The sequence below is a fragment of the Mesobacillus sp. AQ2 genome, assembly GCF_030122805.1.
Taxonomy (GTDB): Bacteria; Bacillota; Bacilli; order Bacillales; family Cytobacillaceae; genus Mesobacillus; species Mesobacillus oceanisediminis_A.
This window is the reverse complement of sequence record NZ_CP126080.1, coordinates 770830-790294: the sequence shown is the minus strand read 5'-3', so window position 1 is coordinate 790294 and position 19465 is coordinate 770830. Positions and strand designations below refer to the sequence as shown.

Sequence of the window (19465 nt, the reverse complement as noted above, 5' to 3'; positions counted from 1 at the left end):
TTCCCCTAACTGGGCACATATCTCTTCTTTATTTGACCGGTTTTTCTCTTACCTCCCTTAACCGGTCACATAACTCTTCTTTATTTGACCGGTTTTTCTCTTACCTCCCTTAACCGGTCACATAACTCTTCTTTATTTGACCGGTTTTTCTCCTACTTCCCTTAACCGGGCACATAACTCTTCTTTATTTGACCGGTTTTTCTCCTACTTCCCTTAACCGGGCACATATCTCTTCTTTATTTGAACGGTTTTTCTCTTACTTCCCTTAACCGTGCACATTTTTTCTTCTTTATTTAATTCCACCTCCTTTTCTATCGAGAATGAAACCAAACTAATTTGGCAAAATAATCACAGTAGAAAACGCTTGCAATTTCTAAAATTCGTTTTATAATACTTGTATACAAGTATACTTGATTAACCAGGAAGGTGAGGAAATGACTGAAAAAAATGAATTTCTTTATCCTCAAAAATGGCTTTCGAAGGCGTCGACCGGTGATCGTGTCGCGAGTGAGCTGCGGATGCAGATTATTTCGGGATTGATTGAAAGCGGTGCCACCCTTTCGGAAAACAAATTAGCTGCGGACTTTGGGGTCAGCCGCTCACCCATTCGTGAAGCGCTGAAAATCCTCGCGGCTGAAAACTTGATTCGGCTGGAAAGAATGGGCGCTATAGTCATTGGCTTGACCGAAAAGGATGTTGAGGAGATTTATGACGTCCGCTTATTGATTGAATCATTTGTTTTTGAACGACTGATAAAAATAGATACTTCAAATCTTGTAACTGAGTTGAGCAAAATCCTCGAAATGATGAAAATCGCCATCAAGTACAAGGACGCTGACGAGTTCAGCCTCCAGGATGTGCTCTTCCATGAGACGATCATTAGGGCCATCAATCATTCCCATATCAGAATGATCTGGGATAACACGAAACCGGTTATGGAAGCGTTCATTCTTTTATCGATGCGCGCAAGGATCGAAGAAAAGTACGAAGATTTCGATCGCATCCTCGAAAATCACGAGCTTTATATTGAAGCCATCAAAACGAAGAATCGCGAACTTATGATTAAATCCTTACACCAAAATTTTGATGATGTTCAAGGTAAGGTTGAGGACCTTTGGATATCGCAGCAGACGCTTTCCAAGGGAGTTGAAAAAAATGACTGAGTATATGCTGGGAGTCGATATCGGCACCACAAGCACCAAGGCTGTACTATTCAGTGAAAAAGGTGAAGTCATCCAGCAGGAGAACGTTGGCTACCCTCTTTATACGCCGGATATTTCAACAGCCGAGCAAGACCCGGAAGAAATATACATGGCAGTCCTGACGGCCATCACAAAAATCATGAAGCACCATAAGCAAAAAAAGCTGGCGTTCATCTCATTCAGCAGCGCGATGCACAGTGTCATCGCTATTGATGAATATGATGAGCCGCTGACGCCATGCATCACCTGGGCGGATAACCGCAGTGAAGCGTGGGGGCACAAAATCAAAGCTGAGCTGAATGGGCATGAAATTTACAAGCGGACAGGAACGCCAATCCATCCGATGTCGCCGTTAAGCAAGATCACCTGGATTGTGAACGAGCGTCCCGAAATTGCTGCAAAAACGAAAAAATACATCGGCATCAAGGAGTTCATTTTTAAAAAGTTCTTTGATCAGTATGTGGTGGACCACTCGCTGGCATCTGCAATGGGAATGATGAATCTTAAAAAGCTCGATTGGGATGAAGAAGCCCTTCAAATTGCGGGAATCACCAAAAACCAATTATCCGAGCTTGTACCGACAACAAAGGTTTTCACAGGCACCAATCCGGAAATTGCGAAGCAACTCGGAATCAACCCGCTAACTCCTTTTGTCATCGGCGCAAGTGACGGTGTTCTTTCCAACCTCGGAGTGAATGCGATTGGCAAAGGTGAGATCGCGGTGACGATTGGGACAAGCGGTGCGATCCGCACAATCATCGACCAGCCGCAAACCGATGAAAAAGGCAGGATTTTCTGTTACGCCTTGACCGAAAACCACTGGGTGATTGGCGGGCCTGTTAATAATGGCGGGATGGTCTTTCGCTGGATCAGGGATGAGTTCGCTGCATCCGAAGTCGAGACGGCAAAACGCCTGGGAATCGACCCTTACAATGTGTTAACGAAGATCGCTGAGCGTGTAAGGCCTGGATCAGAGGGATTGCTGTTCCACCCATACCTCGCCGGCGAACGTGCTCCATTATGGAATCCTGATGTCCGCGGCTCCTTCTTTGGACTGACGATGTCCCATAAAAAAGAGCATATGATCCGTGCAGCATTAGAAGGAGTTATTTTCAATCTATATACAGTATTTTTAGCTCTAACTGAAGCGATGGAGAGCCCGGTTACAAGAATCCAGGCTACCGGCGGTTTCGCAAGGTCCGATGTCTGGCGCCAGATGATGTCTGACATTTTCGACCTTGAGGTGGTCGTGCCTGAAAGCTATGAAAGCTCATGCCTTGGCGCTTGCATCCTCGGACTTTATGCCACTGGAAAAATCGATTCCTTTGAAGTGACTTCCGAGATGATCGGCAGCACTCACAAGCATACGCCAGATGAAGAGGCAGCAAAGGAATACAGGCAGCTCGTACCAATTTTCATCAGCTTATCTCGTGCATTGGAGCAAGATTATTCAAGAATTGCAAACTACCAAAGAAGCTTGATCAAATAAGGGGGCGCCTGCTCCCCTTCCCAAAATGGCAACGCTTTATTTTAGCAAAACCGGCTTTTTCACAAAGGGAACACCCCGCTTCATGCGGGTAATATATATACATTTAGGGGGGAAATTACAATGCCATTGGTTATTGTAGCAATTGGAATTTTAGCATTATTATTATTGATCATGGGCTTTAAGCTCAACACATTCATTTCTTTGATTATCGTTTCATTTGGTGTTGCTCTTGCATTGGGAATGCCGCTTGAAGAAATCGTAAAGACAATCGAAGCTGGTTTAGGCGGAACGCTTGGTCACCTGGCACTGATTTTTGGTCTTGGTGCTATGCTTGGTAAATTGATCGCAGATTCCGGTGGTGCCCAGCGAATCGCGATGACGCTTGTGAATAAGTTTGGTGAAAAGAACATTCAGTGGGCAGTTGTTGCTGCTTCATTCATTATCGGTGTTGCTCTATTTTTCGAAGTAGGTTTAGTACTATTGATTCCAATCGTGTTCGCGATTTCAAGAGAATTAAAGATTTCTATTTTATATCTTGGTATTCCAATGACGGCCGCTTTATCTGTTACACACGGCTTCCTGCCACCTCACCCAGGACCAACAGTTATTGCTGGTGAATATGGCGCAAACATTGGTGAAGTATTGCTTTACGGCTTTATCATTGCGATTCCAACTGTCATTCTGGCAGGTCCAGTATTCACGAAAATCGCTAAAAAACTAGTACCAGAATCTTTTAACAAGACAGGAAACATCGCTTCACTAGGCGAACAAAAGACATTCAAGCTAGAAGAAACACCTGGTTTCGGCATCAGCGTTTTCACTGCATTATTGCCAGTCATTTTGATGTCCATAGCAACAATCATTTCTTTACTGCAAAAAACAATGGGATTCGAGAGCAATGGCTTCCTCGCTGCAATCCAGTTCATCGGTGACGCAGGAACAGCCATGCTGCTCTCCCTGTTAGTAGCGATTTACACAATGGGGATTGCCAGGAACATCCCTATTAAAACAGTGATGGATTCTTGTACAACAGCCATCTCTCACATCGGTATGATGCTCTTGATCATTGGTGGAGGCGGCGCTTTCAAGCAAGTTTTGATCAATGGCGGTGTTGGTGACTATGTAGCAGAACTGTTCAAAGGCACTTCACTTTCACCTATCCTGCTTGCCTGGATCATTGCAGCCATCCTGCGTATCTCACTTGGATCCGCAACGGTTGCTGCTTTAACAACAGCTGGTCTTGTGATTCCACTACTTGGCCAAACAGACGTGAACCTGGCCCTGGTCGTACTTGCAACAGGAGCAGGAAGCTTGATCGCGTCACACGTAAACGACGCTGGCTTTTGGATGTTCAAAGAATACTTCGGTCTTAGCATGAAAGAAACATTCGCAACGTGGACACTATTAGAAACAATCATTTCCGTTGCTGGATTAGGATTTATCCTTCTGCTTAGCCTGTTTGTATAAAAAATTTAGGTCAGCCCTTTCCCAGGGGCTGGCCTTTTAATATTTCTACAACTAAAGTCTGAGTAAAATTCCTGCTTCTCTCTGAATCTCTTTAGCTGCCCTTATTGTAAAATAAACCTATAAAATAAATTGAGGTGCTAACAGTGAAAAAAATTTGGTCAAAAAAAATGCCTGCTGTCCAATTCCGGATTGCCCGGCCAACAGATCAATTAGAAAAAGTAGTTGAATTTTACCGCGATGGACTTGGACTTGAAGTCGTTGGGGGATTTGAAAAACATGATGGGTATGATGGCGTCATGCTTGGTCTGCCAGATTTCAGCTATCACCTGGAATTCACTCAGCATGAAAACGGCAGCCCTTGCCCTGCTCCAACCGAAGACAATCTATTCGTCTTCTACATTCCCGATAAGGAAGCCCGCGACACCATCGCCAAGCGGCTGCATGAGATGGGCTATCCGGAAGTCGAGCCGGAAAACCCTTATTGGAAAAAGGCCGGTGTGACGATTGCCGATCCGGATGGCTGGAGGATTGTCCTGCAGAATTCAGCTGGATTGGGGAATTAAAAGCTAGAAAGGCTCTCCTGCGCAAGGTGCTAGATTGGCTCTTCTTCGTTGGATGCCAAAAAGGCTCTTTTGCGCTTGGTGCAAAAGAGCCTTCTCTATGGGTGTTAGCTAAATGAAACCGGCTTGCTAGTTAAAATTCCAGTTCGCCCACCTTTTCATAGCTGCCGATTTTATGGCTCGTAATCTTCTCTGCTGAAACGGCGTAAAGTGTGTCCCCGATATAAAGCAGGCGCTGGATCTGGTGCTCCCAATCCTCGTAATATGGCATGTCGCCGTTAATATGGGTAACCTTGGACTTCAGCTTAAACCCGGTGGAAGGATTGATACTGTAAACATAGGCTCCCTGATACTCAAAGATTTGTTCGTATTCGCTCTTGTCGCTGTTCTGGTAAACGGAGATCGGGAAGGCAAAAATGTCTTTGTCTTTACTGAACAGCAAAGCTTTATGGTCATCATTCAACGGTGAGTACGTGCCCCGGCCGCCAATCACCTCAGTGAATTTCTCTTTCGGGTTGCTCATATCGCTGACATCGAATAGCGAAATCTTGACGCCATTGGTCAGGATCCGCGGCTGCGAGAAGCCTTTTTCAGAGACGATTTTCGTATCCTGGCCAAATCCGATGATATGGTTTTCATCATATGGATGCAGGTAATTACTGAAGCCTGGGATTTTCAATTCACCCAGCACTTTCGGATTGGCAGGGTCGCTTGCATCGAATACGAACAGCGGATCAGTTTCTTTAAACGTAACCATATAAATACGCTCACCCATGAACCTTGCGGAATAGATTCTCTCGCCTCGCGCCAGTTCCTCGATCTTCCCGGTCTCCTTCAAGTTTTTATCAAGAATATAGAGCTGGTTGGAGGATGGCCGCTTCTCATCCCATGCATAGCCCTTTGTTGTCACGACACGGAAATAACCGTTATGCTCATCCATCGAGAACTGGTTCAGCACAGTTCCCGGTACGGTGGCGGAGTTGTGATATTTGACCCCCATGCCTTTAATCGCAAACTTATGGACATCGGTGTCTGGCGCAAGGACTCCGCGCTCTTTGTAATCCATATCGCCGTAATTTTCAACAGCTAGATAGAGGTTATCCTTCGACATATACAGCTGGTTGCCGCTGCCAAGATAGGCCGTCATGGCGACTTCCTTTTTCGGCTGGTCGAGATCAAGCGCGGCAATCATGGTATAGTTCGGCTGACGGGATTCTGGAAAATAATGAATATCGTCATACGTAATTGTTTTTTCCTCTGAACCTAAAACTGTATCGGTGAATTTCGGCCGGATATCAATCTTCCGGTTCCCCTTTAACAGCCAATAATCCGGGTAATGCTGCGTGACGAGATAGACAAGGTTCTCCACCTTCCTTGCCGATACATATGAACCTTCAACCTTGACTTCACGAATCTGTTTCGGATCAGCAGGATTTTTCACATCATAGACAATGATTGCCGTTGTCTGCATCATCGGGGCAATCAGCGAATCTTTGGCGGCATCTTCATATGACTTGTGGATATCATTGTACTGATACCCGATGACCACCAGCTGATCATCCTGCAGGAACAACTGGTTCGGTGAAAAATTCTGATCATAGCGGATTGTCGATAAAACCTTCATCTGGGCGCCAGGTACCGCCTGGATGACTCGCACTTTATCATACTCAGCCTGAAAAATGCTCTTCCCATCAGTTTTGACGATATCTGCTTCATCAACGCCCTGGACCTGGACATTCGTTTCGGATACCTCCCCGCCTCCTGCCGACTTATCCGCCGCTAATGATTCCTCTGACGCTTTATCTTCACTAGACTTGAAGGAATCCTTCACTCCGCCAAACCAGCCACGTTCCTTCTTTTCTTCATCAAGGATTTTTTCAAAATAACCCGCCAGATTTTCCTGTGTGCCGACAGTCGGAAGTGTTTCTTTTACAACAAACTTCCACGACTGGGCAGAATTCAGCTCCCTACCCAGTGCAGATTTAATTCCCTTTTTAAAATGAACGGTATATTCCTTTGCTTTAGGATCATATCCGTTTTCCGGCGGATGGATGTAAACGGATTTCCGGTCGTCCCCCAGCTCGATCCTCGTGTCGAGCTTTTCACCTTGATCATTTGTGATATAAATCAAGTTCGAGTCGAGACTTTTTTCAGAAATCTTATCAGAAAATTGCAGCTGCCACACCTTGTTCGGCAACACCACATGCTCCTCTTCCCATGCATTCACCACTTTGAACTGGGACAGTGAATAAAAAGCCACTAATGCAAGTGAAACCAGTACTAAACCACCCAGAAACCACCATTTTTTCATCTCTTTTCAGCCCCCTTGTAAAAAATTAGACGGGGATTGATTCCAGGTGTTTCATTTTTTTCCAAAATAATTCTGATAGAGATGTAAGAAAAAATCAGTTTCTGAAGTTTGCTGCTTAAAAAAAGGTTTAGCCAGGTGGTAAAATAGGTATATAAGTATGTTGAATTTGTTTTGGAGAGGGATTACATATGAGTATTCTGATCGTCGATGATAATGAAGCGAATTTATTTGTCATTGAAAAGTTATTGAACCGGGCCGGTTACAAAGATCATCTTTCGTTCACGTCGGCTCATGATTTATTCGGCTATCTTGAATCGGATCATCCTTATATCATCGCTGAACAGGTGAATGTGATCCTCATGGATATCATGATGCCTGAAGTGGATGGAATCGAAGCATGCCGGCGCCTTCAGGAGAATCCCCATTTAAAGGATATTCCGGTTATTTTCGTCACCGCCCTTGAAGACACGGACAAGGTTGTGGAGGCGTTGGATGCCGGCGGAATGGATTATCTAATGAAGCCAATCAAGAAAACAGAACTGCTGGCCCGAATCAGGGTCGCACTAAGGTTGAAATATGAAAAAGATTGGCACAAAAAGCAGGAAGAGAAAATTGTCAACGAGCTTGAACTTTCGATGCAGGTCCAGACCAGTCTGCTCAGCGAGCCTGTCGATGAGGATAACCTTCTGATAAAAGCCTCCTATTTGCCGGCGTACAAGCTGGCCGGAGATCTTTATTACTGGCACAGAATCGACGAACATCGATATGCTGTCATCCAGCTGGATATGATGGGACACGGAATATCCTCTTCACTCGTATGCATGTTCATCTCATCTGTGCTCCGCGATGCAATCCGCTCGAATCCCGACCCCGAGTATGTGATTGGTGAACTGAACAAATGGATGAACTCCTTAAACCTACATAATCAAAAAATCCCTTATTATTTTACTGCGATTTACCTGACGCTCGATACCGAGCAGCGTAAAATTGAGTACATCAATGCTGGCCATCCAACAGCGCACGCGATGATCGATGGGAACCATATCGAGGAACTGAAGAGCAATACATGTGCGGTCGGATTTTTCCCTGATATACATACAAACAAGACGACCATCTTCTACTCTGATTCCCTGCAGCTTCTCATCTGTACAGATGGCGTCCATGAAGCCATCGACAAATACGAGCAAGCAGGCACAGAGTTCCTGAAAAACATCACCATGAAGCTTATGGATGAGGCAAGGAACAAAGAACCTCTTGATCTGATTCTGACACCGGAACAGAAGGAAGCTGGATCAGATGATATGTGCACCGTGCTGATTCAGGCGAGATAATAGAAGAGATAAAAAAGCAGCGTGAATTTTCCACGCTGCTTTCTCCAATTTCATTTTGCACAAACCAATGTAATTCTCTCTAGTAATCATCTTCTATTTCCGAGACGTCAAATAAAAAAACGGCCGAGTCGACACTTTGAAAGCTTTCATGAGTGATAATCCCTTGTTCATCTCTCTCTTCGCCGGTTTTCTCCAACGCAAAGCTTGATATGGAATATCCCTCGACCGGAAGCTCTTCATCCTCTAATTCTTGTATTTCCCCTTCCAAAACAGTCATGTTAGCAAGGTCTTCTGTCGCATAACCCTCCCGATCCCCTGAACTTCGGATAATATAGGATGAATAGCTTCCCTTCGCATCAGTAATTTCTTTTATATTTAATCCATCCAGAATTTCAAAGAAGCGCCAGGCCACAACCAACCGATCATATTGAAGCCATGAATCGGCCTCACTATGCCTAACTTGATACCTGCTCTTGTCAGTATCATATTGAATTTTATAGAGGTCAAAATGGCTGTCATTTTGTATTGCGAGCTGCCATCGTAAATTTATTATTCTGCTATCCTTGCCATATTCTACTTCAAAATCCTCAAGTCTCCAATTCTTCTCATCTAGTCCTATCTCATGAATAATCCGCTCATTTTCATGTTTGAAATCTATCTCATACACGGAGCCAAGTTCACGGTCGATGGATTTTGGCAGGCTTACCAATTGGTTATCCGCAAAAGGCAAAATCCAAAAGGTCAGGATAAAAGCGAATACTCCAAGATAAGCAGCCATCTGTTTTGCACGGATATTCACTCTTGGGCGAAAGAACAATAAATACACAAAAAAACCGAGCGGCAATGAAACCTCATTTAAAGTAAGATTCAATGAACCCAGGATAAAGTATCCGATAATTTTAGGCAGGAAATTAGCCTCCTCCTCAACCTTTTTACGCACTAAATATAGGATACTGACAACGAAGAGAACGGTATAAACACCTGATGCCATTTTGACCTCCACCCCAATCATGAAAAAGAACGATTTGGTTTTTCCTTAATTTTACTAAAATCAGCCCCATTAAAACACAAAAAGCAGTGGACTTTTTTTAATCCACTGCCTTTATGCTTAGTTATTTTTTTCGGTATAGTTTCTCCTTCGAATTGAAGGCTTCCAAAAAGCCAAGTTCCGGCCTGACGGTTTCCTTTGTTCCGAGACCGAGAAAGCCTCTTGGACTTAGGCTTTCATCAAAAAGCTGGAATACCTGCTTCTGCAGCTCCAGATTGAAGTAAATCAGGACATTGCGGCAAATGATGAGATGGAACTCGTTAAAGGAACCATCGGTCACCAGATTATGCTGGGCAAATACGATGTTCTTTTTCAAGGAATGCTTCAGGCGGGCGAATTCGCTGTCCGCATCGTAATACTCAGAGAACGATTTGTTCCCTCCAGCCATGATGTAATTTTTCGTATAGGATTGCATTTTATGCAATGGCATTGTCCCTGATTCAGCCTTCGCGAGAACAGTTTCGTTCATGTCTGTCGCATAAATTTTTGTCCGATCAGCAAGGCCCTCCTCCTCGATTAAAATCGCCATTGAATAGGCTTCTTCCCCGGTCGAACAGCCAGCATGCCAGATCCGGATCTCCGGCAGCTCCCTCAAAAGCGGAACCACTTCTTCGCGCAATGCTTTGAAAAAAGAAGGATCCCGGAACATTTCAGTGACATTGATTGAAAAGTCCTTGAGTATCTCATCCAAAACCCGCTCATTATGGATGATTTTTTCGGTCAGGCTTGTGATGCTGGACAATTTTTCAGCATTCATTCTTGCAGTCGTTCTCCTCATGATCGAAGAGCGCATATAATTCCTGAAGTCATAGCCGGACAGACGATAGATCGCCAACAAAAGCAATTCCAGTTCTAATTCTTCGTTTTTCACCTTTCAACCCTCTGCTTTCATCCTGATCGCTCCCAGCATCTATGACAGCCAAACGCGCATGGCTGACAACAGCTGGTCCAGCTTCATCGGTTTGCTGATGTAATCATTCGCTCCTGCATCAAGGCATTTTTCACGGTCGCCCTTCATTGCCTTTGCTGTCAGTGCGATGATCGGAAGCTCCTTGTTATTTTCGTTCCTGCGGATTTGCCTGATGGCTTCATATCCATCCATGACCGGCATCATGATATCCATCAGGACGATATCCGCATCGATTTCCTTCATCTTTTCAAGACAGTCTTCCCCATTGTCAGCCGTAACCACCTTCATGCCCTCTTTTTGCAGGACATTCTTCAAGGTGAAAATATTGCGGTGGTCATCGTCCGCAATCACAACCGTTTTACCAGTCAGGACGGTTGTTTCTCCAACAATGATTTCTTCTTCCGCTTGCGGCGGATCTGGTAAAAGCGGCTCAGGTGCTGCCGTTCTCTCCAAGGATGCTGCCACCTGATCGTTCACTTCAAAACCGCCAAGGGAAGGATAGCCGTCCGGCAGGTTAGGGATGATGAGTGTGAATGTGCTGCCCTCGCCTTCCTTGCTTTCCACCTTGCAGACTCCGCCAAGAAGCATGGCGAACTCTCTGGAAATCGACAGGCCGAGCCCGGTGCCGCCGTACTTCCTCATGGTCGCGCCGTCTACCTGCTGGAACGCTTCAAAAATCATCCTTTGCTTATCTTTCGGAATGCCAATCCCCGAATCCGTCACCGAGAATTTCACCCACGTATCAGACTGCCCTTTTAGAGGACATCCAATCGTTTCCTTCCCATACGCTTTCTCGATTTTGACGGAGACAGAGCCTTTTTCGGTAAACTTGAAGGCATTGGACAGAAGATTTTTCAAAATCTGCTGCAATCTTTGTTCATCTGTATAGATGATTGGCGTTACATCGTCCGCCTTTTCAACGGTAAAATCGATCTTTTTATTCTTTGCAGCCTGGGCAAATTGGCGCTCCATTCGTTCGGTAAACTCATCAAGGAACACCTCTTCGAAGCTCACTTCCAGCTTACCGGCTTCTACCTTGGACAAGTCCAGGATGTCATTGATCAAATTCAGCAAATCCTGTCCGGACGAATGTATGACCTTTGAGAATTCTTTTTGCTCATCGGAAAGACCGTTCTCTTCATCATCAAGCAGCATCTCGGAAAGAAGAAGGATACTGTTTAATGGCGTTCGCAATTCATGGGACATATTCGCCAGGAACTCCGATTTATAGGTCGAGCTTTGTTCAAGCTCTCTTGCCTTCTGTTCCAAATCTTCCTTCGCCGCCTGCAGTTCTTCGGATTTCAGCTCAGCGTCGCGTGTACGTTCCTCCAGCTGCTCATTCATCATCCGCAGCTCCTCAGTCTGCATTTGCAATTCTTCTGACTGTGCCTGCAGTTCCTCAGATTGGGATTGCAGTTCCTCGGATTGGGCCTGCAGCTCTTCCGTCTGGGCCTGCGACTCTAGCAATAAACGCTCCACTTCCATTCGGCCAATGATATTGGCAAGTCCGATTCCCAGGGTTTCAAGGACATTTTCAAGAAGCTTCAGGCTGGCTGGAGTGAACCTGGACAAGCTCGCAACTTCCACCACTGCAACCACTTCATCCTTCAGCATGACTGGAGCCATGACGATGCTCTTCGGCGCTGCATCACCAAGCCCCGTAGAAATTGTCCTGTAGTCGGCAGGAATGTCATTCATCACAACCGTGCGTTTTTCCTCAGCACATTGGCCAATCATCCCTTCACCTGCTACAAAGCCGTCACGCCCAGCTTCATCAGCAAAGGATGCAATCTTTTTAAAATACGGCTTTCCAGCAGATTCGTCTTTAAGATAAAAAACTCCTAGGTTTCCGTCCATTATAGGTGTCAGCTTTTTCATGAAGTTTTCTGCCAGGGAAGAAACGGTCACTTCTCTGCCATAAAGCTTCACCACCTCCACGGAGTTAGATTGGATCCAGTTCTGTTCTTGCATTTCTTCATTATATTCCTTTTCCTTCTCAGTGAGCTTTTCGATGGAAACGGCCATCGAATTATAGGCTCGGGCAATCTCGCCAAACTCACCCTTTATGCCATCGTCCATCCGAGGAATCGAGGATAAGTCATCATAATTGACCTTCTTGATCGACTCCGTAAAGGAATGGACCGTGCCGACCGTATCCCGGATGACCCAGAGCATCACGCCAGTTATCAGGATGATGGCCAGGATGACCATCCCAACCAAACCTGTGACCAGATTATCATAAGTCCCGGTTGCCTCCTTCATGGCGCTGTTCATCAATTCTTCCTGATAATCTTTAAACTCCTCGATTTTTTCAAATAATACATCCCTGGTCGCCATCTCACTCTGATAGAGGCCGCGGACTTCAGACTGGCTCGCTCCATTCGCGATCAGGCCGTTGATTTTATTTTCCATGACCGCATATTCCCGATAGGCGTCCTGGACTTCAACCACCAGTACTTTTGATGTTTTCCGATTCAGGATCGTTTCCAGCTCCAACAGCGCCTTGCCAATATCCATCTGGTCGAGGGAAGCATTGGTTTCCTCTATTGTCGACCCTTCTTCTTCCCCGTACTCCGTGATTAACTCAACAAGGTTACGGTCCCGCTGATAAAGCTCCTTCCTGATCTCCATAACCGTGCTCACTTTTGCATAGCGATCTTCTACGATCTCAAGCAGGTTTCCCCTGATTGAATTCATCATCGCCAAAATTGTAAATAACAAGATGAACAAGAATAACACCGTCAGCCCCAAGCCGACATATTGCTTCTTTTTAAAGCCCATCTTCTCCCCCGCCTTCGCTCGAATTCTATACTTCTATCAATATACCAAAAGCCCTGTCACTTAGCTATTTTCAAGGTACTATTGGCGAACATTGAGAGGAGATCGACAGATGATGTGGGAAAGAATGGCTATGTTTACGAGAAAACACGAATTCTCATTTATGTTTTCGCAAAACTAATTGCATTCAATATAATGACTAGGGATTTTACATAGAAAAACCGAGTATAAAACCTTGACGGTTTCTTACTCGGTTTCGAATTCCCCCACATGCTTTGACCTTACAAAGAAGGAACTTTTATTCTAGTAAACTCTTCTGCCGGCACAGGCCTGCTGAAATGATATCCTTGTGCTTCATTGCATCGATGCCGTTTGAGCAGATTCAGCTGGCTCTCTGTTTCAACACCTTCCGCGATGACGGATATTCCAAGATTATGGGCCATCAGGATAATGGTGGTAGCGATGTTTTCATCGCTTTTATTTTCCGCGATATCCCTGACAAAGCTGCGGTCAATTTTAAGGTGGTCAATCGTGAACCTTTTCAGATAGCTGAGCGAGCTGTAACCTGTCCCGAAATCGTCGATTGAAATACTGACACCTAGCTTCTTCAGTTCTCGCAGGATGACGCTCGCTTTTTCCACGTCCATAGTCATGCTTTCCGTGATTTCAATCGTAAGGAAATGCGGCTCGACTCCAGCTAGACCAAGGGCTTCCCTGATCATCGAAATTAAGTTTGGCTGGTAAAATTGCCTGATGGATAAGTTCACTGACATGGTCAGATCCTTCATTCCATTCGCATGCCATTTCTTCAGCTGCACTAAGGCCGTTTTAAGCACCCACTCACCAATCGGAATGATCAGGCCCGTTTCCTCGGCAATCGGGATGAACTGGTCTGGCGGTACCATGCCGATCCTTTCATTTTCCCAGCGAATGAGCGCTTCCGCACCTTTAATCTCGTGTTTGCACAAATTCACAATTGGCTGATAATGGAGGACGAATTCATCCCGCTCAAGCGCTTTACGGAGATCATTTTCGATTTGCATTTCCTCATATGCTCTTGCATCCAGCATCACGTCATAAGCCTGGAAGTTATTGCGCCCTTGCTTCTTAGCCTGGTACATGGCCACATCTGCTTTTCGGAGCAGCATTTCTGCATCCTCGCCATCTTCCGGATAAAAACTCATGCCTATACTTGTTGAGATAAAAATATCCGTGCCGTCTATGACAATGGGCTCCTCTAACGTTTCAAGGATGACACGTGCCATGTCTTGAGCTTGTTCTTTGGTTGTATGCTCCAGCAAAATGGTGAACTCATCGCCCCCCTGTCTTGAGAACAAGGTACCCTTGTCAAGAATCTGCTTAAATTTATCCGAGACTTCAACCAGTAGCCTGTCACCTATCGAATGGCCGAGGGAATCATTCACAAACTTGAAACGATCGAGGTCAAGGAACATTAGGCATAGTTTTTCCCCATCTTCCACCTTTGTCTCGGCAATCGCCTTCTGGGCTCTTTCATCAAAAAGCCGGCGGTTAGGCAAACTCGTAAGGGCGTCATGATAGGCCATAAAATCTATTTTCTTTTTGGCCTCATAATGCTGGATGACCAGACTGGTGAGATTCGTCGCTTGCTCAATAATCTCCCTGTCATTTTCCAGAGGAGAACTCACACGACAGTAATAAATATTTAACGTACCAATCACCTTATGGTCATCGTCGAAAACTGGCGAGGACCAGCATGCTTTTAAATGATAAGAAAGCGCTATGTCGCGATAGTCCTCCCATAATGGATCGGCCTCTGTATCGGTGACCACCACGGATTCCTTGATAAAGGCGGCCCTTCCGCAGGAGCCAGCATATTCGCCAATTGGCAATCCATCTACGGCTGAATGATATGCCGGGGGCAAGTTAGGGGACGAACCATGCATCAGCCGCTTCCCTTCCTGGTCAGCAATTAAGATGGAACAGTGTGCACTGCTCGTGAAACTTTCGACGAAAAAGACAATCTCATCCAGCACTTCCTGAAAAGAAGCTCCTTTCGCCATCATTTTCAGGATGCGGTTCTTCCCGCTCAACATCGCCTCAAGCCTCTTATTTACCGAAATATCCTGGGCACACCCCACCACACCGAGGATCTCATCGCCAACCTTGATTGGCACAACTGTCAGCAGCAAATTCACTTGCTCTCCAGTTTCTTTTCTTTTGATAACCGTTTCAAACCTCTCACGCTCACCATTGACTACACGCTTAAAATGCCCGATTGTCTCCTCAAGGAAATCCTCGTGGACAATCGAAACGAAGTTCATTCCCAGTGCTTCATCCAGCGGGTATCCGGTGATTTCTATGGCCGCTTTATTGAATAAAATAAAATTTCCATCCTTATCAAGGGCATAGCAGCCATCATGGTTAAAATTGAATAATGATTGGTACACATCAAAAAAAGAGCTGTTATTTATATCTGGCTGCATGAAAATCACCGTCCCTTATAAAAATCAGAAGTATATACATGTCCTTGTATATATATCGACACTCCCTGACTATGGTTACACTGGTATATGTTTACAAATGATTTTTCCGCCAAAAAAAGCCTTTAAATCAAAGGCCTTCTCCTGGAGCTTTCTTAAATTGTAATCTGTTCCTTCTCGGGGGTGGCTAATATTTTACAAAGGTCGTAATACTCCGCTTTGAAGCAATCGTCTTTCTGGCGAGCTCTTCCTTCCAGGACTTCTCATTCAGCTGATATTCTCCATATTGGTCCATATAGGTTTTTTGATAAAGATTGATGGTCCTAGCTTCTTCTGGATGGTTGGAAGACAATGCCCTTCCCCATTTTCCTTCTTCATAAATATAGTGCTCCACTACATCACCGTACTCCATGAAGCCATCGAGGAAATTTAGAAACTCCATGTCTTCCCCTCCATATTCATAAACATAAGGAAGGGAGAGCGGCAGTTCCTTTTTATAGTCCTCCCCGCTTAAAAATGGGTAATCATTGCACTCCATGTGGAATTTTTCTATCGGTTTCATTGTTGCGATGAAATAATGACACGTCATAACGTACACATCCTCATTTTTGCGGTTCGGAAACAAGTAAAAGTAATTGCCTTTACTCTTTTATAACGACTTTTTCATTTATATAGCGACTTTCTGATTAATATAGCGAGTTTTCCATTTTTATAGCGACTTTCTGATTAATATAGCGAGTTTTTCATTTATATAGCGACTTTCTGATTAATATAGCGAGTTTTTCATTTTTATAGCGACTCTCTGATTAATATAGCGAGTTTTTCATTTTTATAGCGACTTTCTAATTAATATAGCGAGTTTTTCATTTTTATAGCGACTTTCTGATTAATATAGCGAGTTTTTCATTTTTATAGCGACTTTCTGTTTAATATAGCGAGTTTTTCATTTTTATAGCGACTTTCTGTTTAATATAGCGAGTTTTTCATTTTTATAGCGACTTTCTAATTAATATAGCGAATTGGAAATTTTCTGGTCTTTTTTTCAGTTAAAAATGCAGCGAGAACTTTTTCAGGCGTCCGCCGCACTTTTTCCAAATTCAACAGATCCGCATGTCTATTCATATCTCATAGATTCAATCGGATCGAGTGCTTGATGCTTTATTGGCCGGCAGCAGTCCGAAGACGACGCCAATGATCATCGAGTACAGCTTGGCGCCGGTCACGACTGGCCATCCTTCAAAATACGAAATCAATGGTGCCCACCCCAGCCGAACAGGATGCCAAGTACGCCGCCTATCAGTGTCAGTAAGTTGCTTTTCACTTCTTGTTTACGAGATTGATATATAAAAAGTTTCAATATCTTTAGAACTAAACCGGGAGATTAGGGTTATCATGTTGTGGGTGTTATTGTCCTACAACAAAAAAACGACAGACACCCCGATAGCATCGAGTTTGTCTGCCGTTTTAAACAACCTTAAATCAGTGATTGTTCATACGAATTTTTCATTTTCGCTCCTAGCACTAACCTCCGAAACAACAACGCCATAACATTCGAATGAGGCAGTAGGCAAACAGGATGACCACGATTAACCCAATGATGCCTACAATGGTATTTATTGTACCAGCCAATGCGCCAAGTCCGGCTAGGACCGCAGCGACTAAACCAAAAGTAGACAACAGGATCAATCCTACACCTACAAGGATTCCAAGAAACAAATCGAACACGCTGCATGCAGCATGAACACCGTTACTCATATGCTTCACCTCCAAACTATTGTTCACCTTTATGATATGCATGTACGTCATTGCTTGTTTATAAAAGGGGCGATTTTGTTACCTTTTTATGCCATGCACCCATATTTCCATCTATGCTGAAACTGGTTTATGATGGAATCATCCAGAACGAATAGGAGAATTGTAATGGAGAAAGAGAAACAGCCAACAAGTTTAAAGCCCTTCTTATCACTTGTTCTATCCACGAATATTCCAAAGGGGGCTCTTTTTACGGGGATGGCTGCCAGTTTCATCACGACTCTGGCCGGCCTGGTCGTTCCGCTTCTGACGAAGAACCTTGTAGATGGTTTTTCTGTTGAAGCAATCAGCTTTCCGCTTGTCCTCGCCATTGGAGCTGCCTTTATTATTCAAGCGCTGATCAGCGGGATTTCGATTTACCTGCTTAGTTACGTTGGGCAGAAGGTCGTTGCCCGGCTGCGCGAACGGATGTGGTCGAAACTGATCCGGATGCCGGTGCGTTATTTTGACAAGCAGTCGAGCGGGGAAACGGTCAGCCGGATTGTCAATGACACCAGTATTGTCAAGGAGCTGATCACGAGCCATTTTCCGAATTTCGCCACGGGTATCATCTCGATCATCGGCGCTGTGGTGATCTTGCTTGTGATGGATTGGAAAATGACTTTACTGATGCTCATTTCTGTTCCGCTGACACTTGCCATCATGATTCCGCTTGGCAGAAAAATGGCGAAAATCGCACGTGGCCTGCAGGATGAGACAGCTATATTTACAGGTCATATCACCCAGACGCTCGGGGAAATCCGGTTAATGAAGGCTTCGACTGCGGAGAAAATTGAAGAAGAGAACGGTTTTAACGGAATTGGCAAGCTGTTCAACTATGGCTTGAAGGAAGCAAGGATTTTTGCCTTGATTGGGCCGATCATGCAGCTGATGATCATGGTCGTCATCGTCATCATCATCGCCTATGGCGGCATGCGCGTGGTGAACGGAACCATGTCGACAGGCGCACTCATCGCCTTCCTGCTTTACTTATTCCAGATCATCATGCCAATCACCTCATTTGCGATGTTCTTCACGCAGCTGCAAAAAGCAAAGGGAGCGACTGAACGCATCATCGAGATTCTGGACCAGCCTCTGGAGGAAAATGGTGAGGGTGTTGAAATGGATATCAGCAACAAGCAGATCACGATTGAACAGGTTTCTTTCGCTTATAGTGAAGAGGAACCCGTCATTGAGAGAGTTTCGCTGGAAGCACAGCCCGGGCAGATGGTTGCCTTCGTAGGGCCGAGCGGCGGCGGGAAAACGACGATGTTTGGCCTGATTGAGCGGTTTTATGAACCAACCCGGGGAGAAATCAGAATTGGTGATACGAACATCCAGCAGCTTTCACTTAACTCGTGGCGAAGCCAAATCGGCTATGTTTCACAGGAAAGTGCGATGATGGCTGGAACCATCCGCGAAAACCTTTATTACGGGCTGGAAAATGGCGATAAAATCCCGGATGAAGTCCTTTGGGAAGTGGCAAAAATGGCGTATGCCGATCAGTTCATCGTAGATTTTCCGAAAGGGCTTGATACCGAAGTCGGCGAACGAGGCGTCAAACTGTCAGGTGGACAAAGACAGCGGATCGCGATTGCCCGTGCCTTCCTTCGCGACCCAAAAATTCTGATGATGGACGAAGCGACAGCCAGTCTCGACAGCCAATCAGAAGGCATCGTCCAGCAGGCACTCACCCGGCTTATGGAAGGCAGGACGACATTTGTCATCGCCCACAGACTTTCCACGATCGTCAATGCCGACAAGATCGTTTTTATCGAAAAAGGACGAGTGACCGGTATGGGCACACATCAGGAATTGATCCAGTCGCATGATTTATATAGAGAGTTTGCCGAGCAGCAGCTGGCATAATCTAAAAAGCAGTTTTCTTCCATAGTATTTTGGAAAGAAAACTCTTTTTTCATCAGCTCCAAAACAAACATTTTTTTGAACCATCTTTATAGTGAAGATATCTCAGACTATCCTCATGAATGAATCCATCTATCTTTTGTCAGATTGCTAAATCTTTTTGAAAATAAACCTGTTCAAGATCCACTATTTCCTTTTTTAACCTGCTATGAAACTCGTTTTCTAATCAAACCGATCTTCTAAATGATCA

Annotated in this window: 13 protein-coding genes and 1 pseudogene; 6 read left to right on the top strand and 8 right to left on the bottom strand. The window is 44.9% G+C overall.

Annotation, left to right across the window (positions count from 1 at the left end; translation table 11 throughout):
- Positions 1-434 precede the first annotated feature (434 nt).
- The 4 genes from QNH36_RS03940 (at position 435) to QNH36_RS03925 (ending at position 4721) form a co-directional block, all read left to right on the top strand.
- Positions 435-1163 carry a GntR family transcriptional regulator gene (locus tag QNH36_RS03940; RefSeq protein WP_144475330.1) on the top strand — a complete coding sequence of 243 codons (729 nt, stop codon included), beginning with the start codon at positions 435-437 and terminating at the stop codon, positions 1161-1163.
- Entirely contained in the window at positions 1156-2691 is a 1536-nt protein-coding gene (gene gntK / locus QNH36_RS03935) for a gluconokinase (protein WP_283904762.1), read from the top strand. The genes QNH36_RS03940 and gntK overlap by 8 nt, the downstream gene beginning before the upstream one ends.
- A 120-nt stretch (positions 2692-2811) precedes the next feature.
- Positions 2812-4158 (top strand): GntP family permease, encoded by a 1347-nt coding sequence (locus QNH36_RS03930; RefSeq protein ID WP_144475332.1) that lies wholly within the window; start codon positions 2812-2814, stop codon positions 4156-4158.
- A gap of 167 nt (positions 4159-4325) precedes the next feature.
- Positions 4326-4721 (top strand): VOC family protein, encoded by a 396-nt coding sequence (locus QNH36_RS03925; RefSeq protein WP_144475556.1) that lies wholly within the window; start codon positions 4326-4328, stop codon positions 4719-4721.
- Positions 4722-4851: 130 nt separating this feature from the next.
- On the opposite strand, the gene QNH36_RS03920 is transcribed toward QNH36_RS03925, so the two are convergent.
- Complete coding sequence (locus QNH36_RS03920; protein WP_283904761.1) at positions 4852-7029, bottom strand: beta-propeller domain-containing protein; 2178 nt, start codon at positions 7027-7029, stop codon at positions 4852-4854.
- A gap of 188 nt (positions 7030-7217) precedes the next feature.
- On the opposite strand from QNH36_RS03920, the gene QNH36_RS03915 reads away from it, so the two are divergent.
- A complete protein-coding gene (locus tag QNH36_RS03915) occupies positions 7218-8360 on the top strand; it encodes a PP2C family protein-serine/threonine phosphatase (protein ID WP_283904760.1) in 1143 nt (380 codons plus the stop codon).
- A 79-nt stretch (positions 8361-8439) separates the two neighbouring features.
- Here QNH36_RS03915 and QNH36_RS03910 read toward each other — a convergent pair whose 3' ends face one another.
- The 7 genes and pseudogenes from QNH36_RS03910 to QNH36_RS03880 form a co-directional block, all read right to left on the bottom strand.
- On the bottom strand, positions 8440-9351 hold the full coding sequence (locus tag QNH36_RS03910) for a hypothetical protein (protein WP_283904759.1): 912 nt from the start codon (positions 9349-9351) through the stop codon (positions 8440-8442).
- 121 nt (positions 9352-9472) lie between these two features.
- Positions 9473-10279 (bottom strand): CheR family methyltransferase, encoded by an 807-nt coding sequence (locus QNH36_RS03905; protein WP_283904758.1) that lies wholly within the window; start codon positions 10277-10279, stop codon positions 9473-9475.
- A 39-nt stretch (positions 10280-10318) separates the two neighbouring features.
- Positions 10319-13099: a response regulator gene (locus tag QNH36_RS03900; protein WP_283904757.1), complete on the bottom strand. Its 2781-nt coding sequence runs from the start codon at positions 13097-13099 to the stop codon at positions 10319-10321.
- 278 nt (positions 13100-13377) lie between these two features.
- Positions 13378-15561, bottom strand: coding sequence for a sensor domain-containing protein (locus QNH36_RS03895; RefSeq protein WP_283904756.1), 2184 nt, complete (start codon positions 15559-15561; stop codon positions 13378-13380).
- Positions 15562-15745: 184 nt separating this feature from the next.
- Complete coding sequence (locus QNH36_RS03890) at positions 15746-16147, bottom strand: hypothetical protein (RefSeq protein WP_144475339.1); 402 nt, start codon at positions 16145-16147, stop codon at positions 15746-15748.
- Positions 16148-16672: 525 nt separating this feature from the next.
- A pseudogene (locus QNH36_RS03885) lies at positions 16673-16879 on the bottom strand (ABC transporter permease); the annotation flags it as partial.
- A 200-nt stretch (positions 16880-17079) separates the two neighbouring features.
- On the bottom strand, positions 17080-17313 hold the full coding sequence (locus QNH36_RS03880) for an ABC transporter (RefSeq protein ID WP_144475340.1): 234 nt from the start codon (positions 17311-17313) through the stop codon (positions 17080-17082).
- Between the two features lie 165 nt (positions 17314-17478).
- Here QNH36_RS03880 and QNH36_RS03875 point away from each other — a divergent pair, with 165 nt between their 5' ends.
- Positions 17479-19218 (top strand): ABC transporter ATP-binding protein, encoded by a 1740-nt coding sequence (locus tag QNH36_RS03875; protein ID WP_283904755.1) that lies wholly within the window; start codon positions 17479-17481, stop codon positions 19216-19218.
- The last annotated feature ends 247 nt before the right edge of the window (positions 19219-19465 follow it).

Excerpts from the sequence above, each read along its gene's own strand:
- QNH36_RS03940 (WP_144475330.1), top strand. The coding sequence starts at position 435 with ATGACTGAAAAAAATGAATTTCTTTATCCTCAAAAATGGCTTTCGAAG.
- gntK (WP_283904762.1), top strand. The coding sequence starts at position 1,156 with ATGACTGAGTATATGCTGGGAGTCGATATCGGCACCACAAGCACCAAG.
- QNH36_RS03930 (WP_144475332.1), top strand. The coding sequence starts at position 2,812 with ATGCCATTGGTTATTGTAGCAATTGGAATTTTAGCATTATTATTATTG.
- QNH36_RS03925 (WP_144475556.1), top strand. The coding sequence starts at position 4,326 with ATGCCTGCTGTCCAATTCCGGATTGCCCGGCCAACAGATCAATTAGAA.
- QNH36_RS03920 (WP_283904761.1), bottom strand. The coding sequence starts at position 7,029 with ATGAAAAAATGGTGGTTTCTGGGTGGTTTAGTACTGGTTTCACTTGCA.
- QNH36_RS03915 (WP_283904760.1), top strand. The coding sequence starts at position 7,218 with ATGAGTATTCTGATCGTCGATGATAATGAAGCGAATTTATTTGTCATT.
- QNH36_RS03910 (WP_283904759.1), bottom strand. The coding sequence starts at position 9,351 with ATGGCATCAGGTGTTTATACCGTTCTCTTCGTTGTCAGTATCCTATAT.
- QNH36_RS03900 (WP_283904757.1), bottom strand. The coding sequence starts at position 13,099 with ATGGGCTTTAAAAAGAAGCAATATGTCGGCTTGGGGCTGACGGTGTTA.
- QNH36_RS03895 (WP_283904756.1), bottom strand. The coding sequence starts at position 15,561 with ATGCAGCCAGATATAAATAACAGCTCTTTTTTTGATGTGTACCAATCA.
- QNH36_RS03890 (WP_144475339.1), bottom strand. The coding sequence starts at position 16,147 with ATGACGTGTCATTATTTCATCGCAACAATGAAACCGATAGAAAAATTC.
- QNH36_RS03880 (WP_144475340.1), bottom strand. The coding sequence starts at position 17,313 with ATGAGTAACGGTGTTCATGCTGCATGCAGCGTGTTCGATTTGTTTCTT.
- QNH36_RS03875 (WP_283904755.1), top strand. The coding sequence starts at position 17,479 with ATGGAGAAAGAGAAACAGCCAACAAGTTTAAAGCCCTTCTTATCACTT.